The sequence below is a fragment of the Pelagivirga sediminicola genome (assembly GCF_003072125.1).
Taxonomy (GTDB): Bacteria; Pseudomonadota; Alphaproteobacteria; order Rhodobacterales; family Rhodobacteraceae; genus Roseovarius; species Roseovarius sediminicola.
Genome location: NZ_QCYH01000028.1, coordinates 1 through 11,831, shown reverse-complemented (window position 1 = coordinate 11,831; position 11,831 = coordinate 1). Strand labels below are relative to the sequence as shown.

The following is an 11,831-nucleotide window of genomic DNA, read 5'->3' as shown; positions in this document are numbered from 1 at the left end:
GGAGGTTTTCCAACGCGGGTCGTCCGCCCGCCAAGACGCGAACCTCACGCCGCGACCCGCTTCAGAAAACCTTCACCTTAGCTGCCGTTCGTCAGTCATTCGGTACGCTGCGTTGCGGCCCGTCTAAGCGGCCATTCGTGCCACTTGCAGCATTTTCAGAGACTGAAGGTCGGCAGTGCGGACTTTACCGACATTGGTGGTTGGGCATGTTGCTGACGCAGCAACGCTTCGCAGTCGCAGAAAATTCAATGTCGCATTGAAGTGAGTGTCGCCAACCCGGTCATTGAAGAACCTCGATTGGATCAGACACTCGGGGGTTCAATTTCAAATGCAGCAGACTTCTTGATCAAAGGTAACCGCTCGATTGATGCCGCCTGCCTGATTTCCGCGCGAAGACTTAAGACACGTCCGTAGCGACGTCGTCAGTGACGTGTCTTATGCGGAGGATATCATGCGGTGCGAGGTTCTCGGTTTCGAGCGGCGGCGGCGATGGAGTGATGATCAAAAGCTATCGATCGTTTCGTCTGTTGGGATAGATGGAGCTACGGTCACGCAGGTAGCTCAGCGTTGCGATTTAAGCCGACAGCAGGTTTACAGATGGCGGCACGAGTTACAGGCGAAAGGTCTTTCGCCGCTGGACGCGGGCGCTGCATTTCTGTCAGTCGATTTCCGGGTTCCGGAAGTCGCGCCTCCTGTGCCGAAGCCTGCTCCTGATGTTTCGCTTGAGCTTTGCTTGCAAGGCGGTCGGAGTTTGCGGTTTGATAGCTCCATCGACGGGACCGCGCTGACACGATTGATTAGAGCGATAGACGCGGCATGATTGGACCTGGAACTGGCGTCCGTGTGTATCTGGCGTGCGGTGTGACGGACATGCGCAAAGGGATCGCAGGTTTGTCTGCTATGGCTCAAGTTGTATTGCGCCAGAAGCCCACGGGCGGTGTTGTGTTTGCCTTCCGGGGGCGGCGCGGGGATCGAGTTAAGCTTCTTTACTGGGACGGTCAGGGATTTTGTCTCTACTACAAGCTTCTGGAACGCGGCCGCTTTCCTTGGCCGAGCGCGGAAGACGGTGCCTTGCATTTGACCTCTGCGCAGCTTGCAATGCTCTGGGAAGGCATTGATTGGCGACGCCCCGCTTGGGGCGCTCCGCCTGCGCGCGTGGGGTGATTGTAGCTTCTGATCTGCTATATTTATATGGTGTTTGCGCCTGAATTTTGGTAATCAGGCGCATGTCCCTTGATGGATGGTGACGATTTCCGCAAAAAGTCTGTGCCGTGTGCTGTATGTGTTCACGTTCTGATCGCGTAATATCGTGCGTCCTACTACTGGAATCGTATTCCTTTAAACAAGAGAGGTGTCGAACTGATCCGCAAATGGAGCCTCGGAGCGCAGGTCACGATCACTATCTAAACAGCTGTTTTTGCTTCGCAACGATGCGTTTTCGAAAAATTTCGGCCAGCGTGCCGAGGATCAAGCCAATCAGCGGGTTGGCGAAGAAAGTGCCCAAGGCAGTAATTGCGATGACAGGACGGCAGGACGGCAGCGCGTCGATCAGGCGTCGACTGAACGCAAACTCGATGGACACGATCAAGAGAAGTGCGCCAAGGGTCGCGGCTGGTATGGCGGTCAGAGCGATCTGTCTGACCTGATCTGGTAGAACCGCCAGACCGACCAGAGCCGCGCCGAGCATGACGGGGGCACCGCCTGTGCGTGCCCCGAAACGATAGTGAGCCGTCACGCCGCCTGCGCCGTGACACATGGGAAGCGCGCCAAGTGGTGCAAGCAACAGGTTGGCGGCCCCGGATGTCAGGGACAGGTTACGCGGCGTGACCTGTTTAGCGCGATTACCGAAGCTGTCCTGCGCGATCAAGGCGGTCAGAAAGACAGCGTTGGTCAGGGTCAGCGCCAGTTGCGGAATGGCCAGATCGGAAATCGCAGTCTTCAGGTCGTGTGTTTTGATCGTGGCCAAGGCCCACATATCGGCAGGTGCCGCCAGCACAGGTAACCCGGGTTGAGAAACAAAGAGGCCAAGCACGACACCGGACAGAAGTGTCAGCAGGGCCGCATGTGTTCCAAAGCGCAACGCGGCGAGGGCAATCCCAAGCGATACCAGTCCCACCCATAGCTGATCCTGCATCAGGCCAAGGGCGATCCATCCCAAGGAAAGACCCAACCCCAGTTGCAGGCCGGCCATGATGGACTGGGGCACGAGGCGCGCAATGCGGTCGATAAGTCCGCTCGCGCCCAGAAACAGCAGCACCCCGCCGATCATCATGCCGCTCATTGCGATGGAGGCGGGGGTGACCTCGCTCACCAATGCCATGGCTGCGATTGCTTTCATCGGCTGGACCGGGATCGGAAGGCGGTAGATGACGCCGGTTGCCACATAGAATGCCCCAAAGCCCAGAAGCACCTGCGATGAGGAAAGGCCGACAAGGGCGATAGCCCCGACTATAAGCGGCAAAAGCGTGCCTATATCGCCGAGAGCGCCATTCGCTTCGCGCAGATCAAAGCGAAAGCCATTTTCACTTCGCGGGGTGTTCACACGGGTCTCTCGTCATCGTTGGCGTTGATTTCATCATGATGAACAATACTGTAAGTTTGAAACTCGAACTTTGGGAGATATGATTCATGAAACTCAGCGCCCGGAACAAACTGGCAGGTACCATCACGGCAATCGACAAGGGCGCTGTGAACGCGACCGTGCAGATCGATCTCGGTGGTGACGCGTCTGTGACCGCCATGATCACGAACGCCTCGGTCGAAGAACTGGGGTTGGAGGTCGGCAAGATGGCCTACGCGATCGTCAAGGCGTCCGACGTCATCGTCGGAGCGGATTGAGCCTCGAGCTTAGGTAGGCAGACTTTCCGGCCCGAAGTGGTGTTTTCCACCGAGACCGGTATGCCATAAACCGCGCTGAGGTTCGCCCCGGTCAGCACATCTTTTGCGGGGCCATGGGCATGGCTCGTCCCGTCCTTCATTAGCAGGACCTGGGCGTTGAGGGCAAAGGCTTGGTCGGGATCATGCGTCGACAGGATTACGCCGCGGCCGTCTTTGGCCTCATCCTGGGCTAGGCTCGTGATCTGCGCCAGAACCTGCGCCTGGTTGCCGAAATCGAGGCTTGCCGTGGGCTCGTCCATAACGATCAGCGGAGCCTCCTGAGCGAGGGCGCGCGCAATGAGGACAAGCTGTCGCTGCCCCCCGGACAAGCGTGAATAGTCCCGCTGGACAAGGTCTGCGATCCCGAGGCGGTTCATCGCGGTCAGCGCGATGTCCCGGTCCTGCCGGCCCGGCTGGCCGAATGCACCAAGCCGGGCGGTGCGTCCCATCAGTACGACCTCCAGCGCCTCGAAAGGGAAAGGCGGCGCATGGGCCTGCGGGACGTAGGCAATCCGGCGGGCGATCTCGGCGCGACTTTGTGCAGAGATAGGCTTGCCGCCCAAAAGGACCGCGCCGGAAAGCGCAGGCAGCAAGCCCAGAAGAGTGCGGAACAGCGTGGTCTTGCCGCACCCGTTTGGCCCCAAGAGACAGAGGATTTCCCCACCTCCGGCATCGAGGTTGAGGCCGCGGCCAACTTCCGTTGAGCCATAGCCGATGGCGAGCTCGCGTGCCTCCAGCATCACGACCACCCTCGCCGCCCACGGGCCAGCAACCAGACGAAGAACGGCGCGCCGATCACCGCCGTGAGTATGCCCAGTGGGACTTCGACCTGTGCGATGGTGCGCGCCAGGGTATCGACGATGAGCAGGTAACCCGCCCCGATCAGCGCCGAGACCGGCAGCAACCGCCCGAAACCGGGGCCGACCAGCATCCGCGCGATATGCGGGATGACAAGGCCCACCCAGCCTACCACGCCCGCAAGCGCGGTGACGCTTGCCGTGATCAGCGTGGCCGCCGCAATCACGAGGAACCGTGTTCGCCCGACCTCCACACCAAGCGCGCGGGCTTCTTCGTCGCCAAGGCTCAGGACGTTGATCCGCCAGCGCAGTAGAGCCAGAGGCACCAACCCGATCAGCACCATGGGAAGGGCGGGCAGGATGTCTTCGGTCGTGATCGCCGCCAGTGACCCCAGCAGCCAGAAGGTGATTGCAGGCAGTTGGTCGTAGGGATCGGCCATAACCTTCAAGAGCGATGTCGCCGCCCCTGCCAGCGCGCCAATGACAACGCCGATCAGCACAAGTGTCAGCGTCCGGTCGGCGTTTTGCATCAGTGACGCGACCAGCGTCACAAAGCCGACCGCCGCCATGCCACCGATGAAGGCCGAGGCCTGGATCGCCGCCACCGGCAGCGACAGGAAGATGCCCGCGACAGCACCAAGGCCTGCCCCGGCCGAAACGCCAAGGATGTCCGGCGACACAAGCGGGTTGCGAAAAAGCGCCTGGTAGCTTGCCCCGGCCGCCGCAAGTGCCGCGCCCACCAGCAGGGCGGCCGCGACACGGGGCAGGCGGATGTTCCAGACCACGATTTCGGCCTGGCGGTCGCCCTGTCCCAGCAGCGCGGCAAGCGTCTGTGTCGGCGAAAGGCTGTAGGGGCCGATCATCACGGCCGCAAAGGCCAGCGCCGCAAGACACAGACAGAGCCCCCCGGTCAATGTCAAGACGGGAGGTCGCAGGCCTACAGTGGTGGTCGTCCCTCGGCCCATTCGAGCAGCCTCTCCAGTTCGTCGTCCGTCAGATCAACTTGATAATAGAGTTTGTAGAAGGCGCGGGTATCATCGCGCAGATCGCCCTGCCACTGCTCGGGATAGAGCAGTCCGGCCATCCAGATCAGCCCCATCATCCGGTTGAGCGAGGGCGGCCTGTCAATCCATCCGAAGGGCGCCGTCGGTGAGAGGTAGACGCGCCCGGTCTGGACTGCGTCGGTGCCTTGCCAGAGCGGATCGTCAAAGACCTTATCGTAGAAATTCGGGTCCCAGTTCACGATGGTATCGGGGTTGGCCACGATCACCTGTTCCATCGACGCCTGAACGAGCCCGCGCGTCGCACCGCCGTCGTCGGCCACGTTGCGCCCGCCTGCGCGTTCGATGATTTCCGTGTTGATCGAGCCTTTCATGCCGGTCTCGAGCCCCTCGGGCCCGCGAGCGAGGTAGACGCGGGGGCGCTCTTCTTCCGGCACGTTCTCCAAGATAGCGTCGATCCGCGCAAATGTCGCTTTGACATCTGCCGCCAGTTCTTCGCCGCGTTCGGGCACGCCAAGCGCCTCGCCAAGGATCCGAAGCGCCTCCGGCGTGTTCTCGAACCGTCCGTCGATCAGGATGTAGGGAATGCCCGTCTGCTCCTGAACCCGGTTGGCTAGGTCGATATAGGTGTCGCGGACGGACCCGAAGTCGATGATCAGATCGGGTTGGATTTCCAGCACGCGTTCAAGATTGGCCTCACCTCCGCGGCCGGTCAGGCGGCCCGTTTCAGGCAGGTCACGGTAGGGCGCGGCGATATAGTCGCGTTCCTCGGGGCGCAGGGCGCGGGGCCATCCGGTCAGCGCTTCTGGCTTCATGATGTAGACGAGGATCGAGGCCGGAGGACCGGCAGCGAAGACGGTGTTCACGTCTTCCGGGATCTCGACAGTGCGGCCCGCACTATCCACGATTGTTCGGGCATGGGCAGGCAGGATCGGCAAGGCCATAAGGACGAGAAAGGTCAGCAGAAGGCGCATGTCAGTCTCCTTTCGGTAGCGCTGCGACGTCGAAACCGTAAGCGGCCAGAACGGATTGACCGGCAGGTGACAGGATGTGCATCGCCAAACGCCATGCCTCCGACGGGGCACCTTCCAGCACGATGAGCCCGTAATCCGCGCCGACCGACAGGGCTTCGGGTATCTGGACGATCTGAAGGTCTTGCACCTCTTTCTGCGCCATTACGGCGTTGGTGCAGTAGGTCAGAAAAACGTCTGCCTGGTCGCTGTCCAGCACCCAGGCATAGGCGTTGCGCCCTTCGGGCGGCTTGGCGCTCTGCGGTCCTCCGGTCAGCAGCAACGCCTTCGACTTGAGCACCTCGGCATGTCCGGATTTGTCGAATAGCTCGAAGGCGTAGTCGCCCGATGGGTCGGCCTTTGGAGTTGATGTCCCAAGGCGTATGCCTGCGTTCAGCATCACGTCGAGAAGGGTCTCTGTTGACACGTCGACCTCCGGCCGGGCCAGCGCGCAGAGTCTGTTGCGGGCGAAAAGGGCGACCGGACCGCCTTTGCCCGCCGCCTCGAGGGTCTTTGGATGGCGCATGTTCGCGGAGGCGAAGACATGGGCCGCCTCTCCTGTCTCAATGCGTTCGCGCATAAGGCCCGATGGCCCGAAACTGGTTGCAACAGGCGTCGCATAAGCCTCTGTATAGTCTGCCGCCACGTCCGAAAGCGCCTCTTTCAGACTGCCCGCAGCAAAGAGCGCGATGTCATCTGCCTGCGCAGGTGTCATAGCGATCCCAAGTAAGGCGGCAAGTATGAACGGTTTTTGCATTTCTCTCCTCCCATCTTTGGACCATCAGGCCGGGCGTCGCCCGCTTTTGGCGGCGCTTTGGGTGTAAATACGCAGCGGTCCGGTTTGATATCGATCAGTGGTGTTCCGTCTAGGCAATCGAGCCCCCGGACATGAAGCGTGCCCGCGTCGATCCGATCCAATCTGACGACCGACGTGCCGATCGGGTTGGGGCGCACCGGGGACCGCAGGGCGAAGGTTCCTATCGTATGGCCATCGCTTTTCGGGCTTTGCAGCACCAGATCGCGGCGGCTTTTGTCTAGCCAATAGAGCACCTCGATGGTCTCGAACGCGTCGAGGCCTTGCAGAGCCTCGTGCCAGACCGGATCGACGATCAACTCGCATGACGGGCCATCGAGGTGCCCCTGACGGGGACAGTCATCGCGTGTCTTCCAGGGGGTCCGTATCACCCCAATGAAGCGCAACGCGGCATCTGATGCAGGTTGAAGGTCTACAGACTGTTCATTTGCACGCAGTTCAAGTGTGTTCGTCACGTGTACCCCCGGAAATTTTGCAGTTTTTTGAGACGCCAACATGCGCAATTTGCCCAATATCTTGTAGCATGAACGCAATTTCGAGCCGAATCCAGCCTTGAACTTCTGGGCCCTAGCTGCATAGCTGTCCTCAATACGAAAAAAATGCGCCTTGGGGGAAATTTTGCAAAGCATCGGTGAAGCTTTGAGCCTGGCAGTGGCCCTTGTTCTCTCGGGCAACGCAGACCTTTTAGAGATCGTGGCGCTCTCTTTGCAGGTGAGCCTGACGGCGACCGCGATTGCCTGCCTGATCGGGCTTCCGATAGGAGCGCTGGTGGCGATTGGTCGTTTCCCGGGGCGCAATGCCGTTCTGATCGTGATGAATGCGCTGATGGGGCTGCCACCCGTGGTCGTGGGGCTACTGGCCTACCTGCACTTGTCGCGTTCAGGGCCGCTGGGTTTCCTTGGTCTGCTTTACACCCCAACCGCCATGATCATTGCTCAGACCATCCTCATCGCGCCCATCGTGGCGGCGCTGTCGCGGCAGGTGCTGGAAGATTTGCACGCCGAATATGCCGAACAGTTTTGCTCTCTTTGCCTGACGCGGTTTCAAACGATTCAGGCGCTTTTGTGGGACGCCCGCTATTCACTGCTGACCGTCGGGCTTGCGGGCTTTGGCCGGGCGGTGGCCGAGGTCGGCGCGGTGATCATCGTGGGCGGCAATATCGACCACCTGACGCGCGTCATGACGACGGCGATTGCGCTTGAAACATCCAAGGGCGATCTGGCGCTGGCGCTGGCGCTCGGGATCATCCTGCTGATCATTGCCCTTGGCGTGAACGCAGCGGTGCAATCGGTTCGGATGACAGCGGCGCGGCAGGCCTATGTCTGACGCGATGGCAGTGACCAGCGCCACAGATGCGACCGAAGCGCAGAGCGCGCCGATCCTGCCCCTTGCGGTACGGGACCTTGTGCTGCGTTTCGGCGACGTGACCGTGTTGGACGGACTGTCACTCGACCTCGGCGCGTCCGGCTGTACGATGGTCATGGGGCCGAACGGGTCGGGCAAGAGCCTGCTTCTGAAGCTGCTCCACGGCCTGACGCAACCGACCGCAGGGCAGATCCTCTGGGGCCGCCACGCTGCGGCGGAGATCACGGCACGGCAGGCGCTTGTGTTTCAGAAGCCGGTTCTGCTGCGGCGGTCCGTGGTGGACAACATCGATTTCGTCCTGAAGGCGCGGGGCAAGGACCGCGCTCAGCGCGACGTCTTGCTCGACCATGTCGGGCTCGCGCACAAGGCGGATCAACCCGCGCGCCTGCTTTCCGGCGGTGAGGCGCAGCGTCTGGCTTTGGCCCGGGCGCTCTCCACCGATCCCGAAGTCATGTTCCTTGATGAGCCCACCGCCAGTCTCGACCCGGCATCTGTACTCGCCATCGAGCGGATCGTGAACGATGCGCGGGACAGGGGCGTGCGCATCATCTTCGTGACCCACGACATGGGGCAGGCGCGGCGCATGGCCGATGACGTCGTGTTCCTGCACGGCGGGCGCGTAGCCGAGCATAGCCCGGCTCCGGACTTTTTCCCCGAGCCCCGCTGTGCGGCAGCCCGGGACTACCTGAACGGCAGGATTGTCGTTTGACACACCAAGAAAGGGAGTGACCAAAATGCTTGCAAGAAGACTTACGGCGACCGCGGCCGCACTGATCATAGGAGGTGCCGCCTGGGCGCAGGATCAGTCCATCATCGTCCAGTCGACGACCTCGACAGCCAACTCGGGTCTTTACGACTACCTGCTGCCGATTTTCCAGGGAGAAACCGGCATTCAGGTCAATGTTGTGGCGGTGGGCACAGGACAGGCGATCAAGAACGCCGAGAACTGCGATGGTGACGTGCTGCTCGTACATGCCAAGCCGTCGGAAGAGAAATTCGTCGCTGCCGGTTTCGGCACCGAACGTACGGACCTGATGTATAACGACTTCGTAATTGTCGGCCCCTCTGCCGACCCGGCGGGTGTCGGTGGCATGAACGATGTGCAGGGCGCGCTGGCCAAGATCGCCGGAGAAGGCGCGCTTTTTGCGTCGCGTGGCGATGACAGTGGCACGCACAAGAAGGAAATAGCGCTTTGGAATGACAGCGGCGTTGATCCGACTGCTGCTTCGGGTGGGTGGTACCGCGAAACCGGATCGGGCATGGGCGCGACGCTGAATGCCGGGATCGGCATGGGCGCCTATGTCATGACCGACCGTGCCACATGGATCAGTTTCGGCAACAAGCAGGATTACACCATCGCGGTGCAAGGCGACGAGGACATGTTCAACCAGTATGGCGTGATCCCCGTGAACCCCGCGAAATGCCCCTCCGTGAACGTGGATGCGGCACAGACCTTCGCGGGCTGGCTGGTGTCGGACGAAGGACAAGACGCGATCGCCGCCTATAAGGTCGCCGATCAACAGCTGTTCTTTCCTAACGCACCGGAAAACTGATAGGAATGTCCGGGCGGTGGCTTGTCCTCCGCCCGGACACATCAATCGAGTTGCCATGACGGATCTTGCCTTACCAGACCATGAATACCTGACCGTCAAGGAATTGGCCGACCTGTTACGGCTCAAGGAGCGCAAGATCTATGACCTCGCCGCATCGGGGAGTGTTCCGTGCTCAAAGGCAACAGGCAAGCTGCTGTTTCCTGCCGCCGAGATACGAGTCTGGGTCGAACGGTCCAAGTCGGGCAGTGTTTCCCACGCGACGTCGCGACCGCCCATTATTCTCGGAAGCCACGATCCGCTTCTGGATTGGGCGATCCGACAGTCTCGCTGCGGGCTGGCGAGTTACTATGACGGCTCGCTGGACGGGCTTGACCGCTTCGTGCGAGGCGAGGGGGTTGCCGCCGGTCTGCACATCCATGATGCGAAGTCGGACTCCTGGAATGTGCCGGCCGTGTCTGACTTGGCTTCGGATCATAACGCTGTCCTGGTCTCGTTTGCCGCGCGCAGGCGAGGGTTGGTGTATCGTTCTGACGGTGTTGCACCCACTGGTCTGTCCGATCTTGCGGGCCGCCTTTTCGTTCCGCGTCAGCCGGAATCCGGGACGGAGACCCTGTTTCGCGAAATCGCCGTCAAGGAGGGGCTGGACCTGTCCCGACTGAGGTTTTCGGAGGTTGCGCGTACCGAGGATGAGGCCGTCGAGGGGGTGCGGCGTGGCGATGCGGATGTGACTTTTGGTTTGGAAGCGGTCGCACTCAGCTACGGGCTGGAGTTTCTGGCCGTGATCGAAGAGCAGTTCTCCCTGCTCGTGGACCGCAAGGCGTGGTTCGACGCACCGATGCAAAAGCTGATGGAATTTTGCGCAACCGAAGCCTTTGCGAACAAGGCGCAGGCCTATGGTGGCTACGACACAGCGGCCTTCGGCACGGTGGTCTGGAACGCCTGAGGGTATCCTCAGGGAGCAGTGATCGGCGGAGGCTTGCGCCGCTTGCCCGAAACCGCGCTGCCCGCGATCGCCACCAGAAGGACCATGCCGCCCACCAGAGTGTTGAGGCTCGCCGTTTCCCCCAGAAACAGCCAGACCCAAAACGGCCCGAGCAATACCTCGGCGAGCGACAGAAGGGCCAGTTCTGCCGTAGGCAGGCTCCGCGAGCCGAGCGTATAGAGGATCAGCCCCGCGCCTACCTGGAATACCCCCATGCCCATCGAAATCCCGCCGTCGCGCGCGCCAACGATCAATGACAGCCCCTGATATTGGCAGATGCCGACAGTGATGACGATCGCGAAGAGACCCGACAGAAAGACCGAAGGCGGCATTTCTCCCGTTTTCCCCCATCGTAGCGCGACTGTGAAGACGGCGAACCCCAAGGCAGTTCCAAGCGCAGCAAGGCTTCCCATCAGGGCGACGCTGCCTGATTTGTCCGCCATCATGATCGCGATGCCGCCGATGGTCACGACAATCGCCACCCAAGTTGCTCCGCGCACCGTTTCGCACAGAACGATCCATCCCAGAACTGCCGCCATGAAGGGCGCGGTCGCAAAAAGCAGCATGACATTCGCCACCGAGGTGTTCTGGATCGCGTAGATCCCACCGGAATAGGCGGCGACCAGCGACAAACCTGCAATGACGGCGTGAAAGCCGATACGACGAATTTGAGCGAAGGGCTTTCGCCTGACCGGATCCGAATGACGAGGTACAGAAAAACTGACATGCTGATCGACCGATAGAGCAGGATCTGCCAGACGACGGCGTTTTCGATCAGCCGGATGCCAAGACCAACGGTCGACCAGAGGACGCCAGCCGCGAAAACGAAAAGCACTCCGTGCCTTTGCGCATTGGCATGGCATGCTTGGAGAACAGCCGTCATTTGGCCCTTTCAACTGGAAATCACAGTGTCAGGATAAAGGGGGTAGCCCGCCTGTTGATTGTCGTTTGCGACATTTCCAGGGTTCATCGACGAACGCTGTTTGTCTCAGTTCAACTTTGCTATTCGGGTTGCATTTTTCCGAAGATAATTTGTCAAATTCTTTGAGAGCTCAAGACGAACTCTATCCGAATTTTTTTCTGGAGGATTGGGCACATTGCTCCTTTGGGTCAATAACGTAGCTGTTGGAGGTGTGCGACGGAACTTGGAGGTCCGCAAAACGAGCAAGAGCAGTCATCTGCGCAAACGCGGCGAAGTCACACTTGGTCCGCGACCTGTGAGTTACGCTATTAAATCTCGCTGCACGACGTTCGAATGGCCGAGTTTGCCGCCGCATTGCTGGACGCCAGTCTCAGCACCTGCAGCGATTTCCGCGCTGCGAGCGCACGCAGCAAAAAATGAAGACTTCTGCTGTGGGCTCAAAGCCGACCTCGGATGCGGCGCAGCATCATATGGTATGATGTCTTGTCAACGTCGGGTTGTCGATGTGGG

Annotated in this window: 15 protein-coding genes; 8 read left to right on the top strand and 7 right to left on the bottom strand. The window is 60.6% G+C overall.

Annotated features, from left to right (window positions below; translation table 11 throughout):
* The 3 genes from DC366_RS20100 to tnpB form a co-directional block, all read left to right on the top strand.
* On the top strand, positions 1 to 260 hold a 260-nt coding region (locus DC366_RS20100), incomplete at its 5' end, for a hypothetical protein (protein WP_207768779.1).
* 191 nt (positions 261 to 451) lie between these two features.
* Positions 452 to 820 carry an IS66-like element accessory protein TnpA gene (gene tnpA, locus DC366_RS20585; protein WP_108693674.1) on the top strand — a complete coding sequence of 123 codons (369 nt, stop codon included), beginning with the start codon at positions 452 to 454 and terminating at the stop codon, positions 818 to 820.
* Positions 817 to 1,164, top strand: coding sequence for an IS66 family insertion sequence element accessory protein TnpB (tnpB, locus tag DC366_RS18675; protein WP_108693673.1), 348 nt, complete (start codon positions 817 to 819; stop codon positions 1,162 to 1,164). Before tnpA ends, tnpB begins: the two co-directional genes overlap by 4 nt.
* A 235-nt stretch (positions 1,165 to 1,399) precedes the next feature.
* Here tnpB and DC366_RS18670 read toward each other — a convergent pair whose 3' ends face one another.
* Complete coding sequence (locus DC366_RS18670; RefSeq protein WP_108693672.1) at positions 1,400 to 2,542, bottom strand: molybdate transporter family protein; 1,143 nt, start codon at positions 2,540 to 2,542, stop codon at positions 1,400 to 1,402.
* A gap of 86 nt (positions 2,543 to 2,628) precedes the next feature.
* On the opposite strand from DC366_RS18670, the gene DC366_RS18665 reads away from it, so the two are divergent.
* A complete protein-coding gene (locus DC366_RS18665; RefSeq protein ID WP_108693671.1) occupies positions 2,629 to 2,838 on the top strand; it encodes a TOBE domain-containing protein in 210 nt (69 codons plus the stop codon).
* Here DC366_RS18665 and DC366_RS18660 read toward each other — a convergent pair.
* The 5 genes from DC366_RS18660 to tsaA are packed head-to-tail and all read right to left on the bottom strand — an operon-like array spanning position 2,793 to position 7,128.
* Positions 2,793 to 3,617: an ABC transporter ATP-binding protein gene (locus DC366_RS18660; RefSeq protein ID WP_207768778.1), complete on the bottom strand. Its 825-nt coding sequence runs from the start codon at positions 3,615 to 3,617 to the stop codon at positions 2,793 to 2,795. The genes DC366_RS18665 and DC366_RS18660 overlap by 46 nt on opposite strands.
* On the bottom strand, positions 3,617 to 4,639 hold the full coding sequence (locus DC366_RS18655; protein ID WP_108693670.1) for a FecCD family ABC transporter permease: 1,023 nt from the start codon (positions 4,637 to 4,639) through the stop codon (positions 3,617 to 3,619). The genes DC366_RS18660 and DC366_RS18655 overlap by 1 nt, the downstream gene beginning before the upstream one ends.
* Positions 4,612 to 5,649, bottom strand: a complete 1,038-nt coding sequence (locus DC366_RS18650; protein ID WP_108693669.1) for an iron ABC transporter substrate-binding protein — start codon at positions 5,647 to 5,649, stop codon at positions 4,612 to 4,614. The genes DC366_RS18655 and DC366_RS18650 overlap by 28 nt, the downstream gene beginning before the upstream one ends.
* Before the next feature lies 1 nt (position 5,650).
* Positions 5,651 to 6,442, bottom strand: a complete 792-nt coding sequence (locus DC366_RS18645; RefSeq protein ID WP_108693668.1) for a molybdate ABC transporter substrate-binding protein — start codon at positions 6,440 to 6,442, stop codon at positions 5,651 to 5,653.
* Complete coding sequence (gene tsaA / locus DC366_RS18640; RefSeq protein WP_341476706.1) at positions 6,397 to 7,128, bottom strand: tRNA (N6-threonylcarbamoyladenosine(37)-N6)-methyltransferase TrmO; 732 nt, start codon at positions 7,126 to 7,128, stop codon at positions 6,397 to 6,399. The genes DC366_RS18645 and tsaA overlap by 46 nt, the downstream gene beginning before the upstream one ends.
* On the opposite strand from tsaA, the gene DC366_RS18635 reads away from it, so the two are divergent.
* The 4 genes from DC366_RS18635 to DC366_RS18620 are packed head-to-tail and all read left to right on the top strand — an operon-like array spanning position 7,118 to position 10,360.
* Complete coding sequence (locus DC366_RS18635) at positions 7,118 to 7,825, top strand: ABC transporter permease (protein WP_108693666.1); 708 nt, start codon at positions 7,118 to 7,120, stop codon at positions 7,823 to 7,825. The genes tsaA and DC366_RS18635 overlap by 11 nt on opposite strands.
* A gap of 4 nt (positions 7,826 to 7,829) precedes the next feature.
* On the top strand, positions 7,830 to 8,573 hold the full coding sequence (locus DC366_RS18630) for an ATP-binding cassette domain-containing protein (protein ID WP_165802963.1): 744 nt from the start codon (positions 7,830 to 7,832) through the stop codon (positions 8,571 to 8,573).
* 25 nt (positions 8,574 to 8,598) lie between these two features.
* Positions 8,599 to 9,417, top strand: coding sequence for an ABC transporter substrate-binding protein (locus DC366_RS18625; protein ID WP_108693664.1), 819 nt, complete (start codon positions 8,599 to 8,601; stop codon positions 9,415 to 9,417).
* A 55-nt stretch (positions 9,418 to 9,472) separates the two neighbouring features.
* A complete protein-coding gene (locus tag DC366_RS18620; protein ID WP_108693663.1) occupies positions 9,473 to 10,360 on the top strand; it encodes a substrate-binding domain-containing protein in 888 nt (295 codons plus the stop codon).
* 8 nt (positions 10,361 to 10,368) lie between these two features.
* On the opposite strand, the gene DC366_RS18615 is transcribed toward DC366_RS18620, so the two are convergent.
* The gene (locus DC366_RS18615) at positions 10,369 to 11,295 is read right to left on the bottom strand and encodes a DMT family transporter (protein WP_341476705.1); all 927 of its coding nucleotides are present in this window, start codon (positions 11,293 to 11,295) and stop codon (positions 10,369 to 10,371) included.
* Between the last annotated feature and the right edge of the window lie 536 nt (positions 11,296 to 11,831).

Bases quoted from the DNA above. Each gene is read 5' to 3' on its own strand.
- DC366_RS18630 (WP_165802963.1), top strand. From the start codon at position 7,830: ATGGCAGTGACCAGCGCCACAGATGCGACCGAAGCGCAGAGCGCGCCG.
- DC366_RS18650 (WP_108693669.1), bottom strand. From the start codon at position 5,649: ATGCGCCTTCTGCTGACCTTTCTCGTCCTTATGGCCTTGCCGATCCTG.
- DC366_RS18645 (WP_108693668.1), bottom strand. From the start codon at position 6,442: ATGCAAAAACCGTTCATACTTGCCGCCTTACTTGGGATCGCTATGACA.
- DC366_RS18665 (WP_108693671.1), top strand. From the start codon at position 2,629: ATGAAACTCAGCGCCCGGAACAAACTGGCAGGTACCATCACGGCAATC.
- tsaA (WP_341476706.1), bottom strand. From the start codon at position 7,128: ATGCTTTGCAAAATTTCCCCCAAGGCGCATTTTTTTCGTATTGAGGAC.
- DC366_RS18620 (WP_108693663.1), top strand. From the start codon at position 9,473: ATGACGGATCTTGCCTTACCAGACCATGAATACCTGACCGTCAAGGAA.
- tnpA (WP_108693674.1), top strand. From the start codon at position 452: ATGCGGTGCGAGGTTCTCGGTTTCGAGCGGCGGCGGCGATGGAGTGAT.
- DC366_RS18660 (WP_207768778.1), bottom strand. From the start codon at position 3,617: ATGCTGGAGGCACGCGAGCTCGCCATCGGCTATGGCTCAACGGAAGTT.
- DC366_RS18655 (WP_108693670.1), bottom strand. From the start codon at position 4,639: ATGGGCCGAGGGACGACCACCACTGTAGGCCTGCGACCTCCCGTCTTG.
- tnpB (WP_108693673.1), top strand. From the start codon at position 817: ATGATTGGACCTGGAACTGGCGTCCGTGTGTATCTGGCGTGCGGTGTG.
- DC366_RS18625 (WP_108693664.1), top strand. From the start codon at position 8,599: ATGCTTGCAAGAAGACTTACGGCGACCGCGGCCGCACTGATCATAGGA.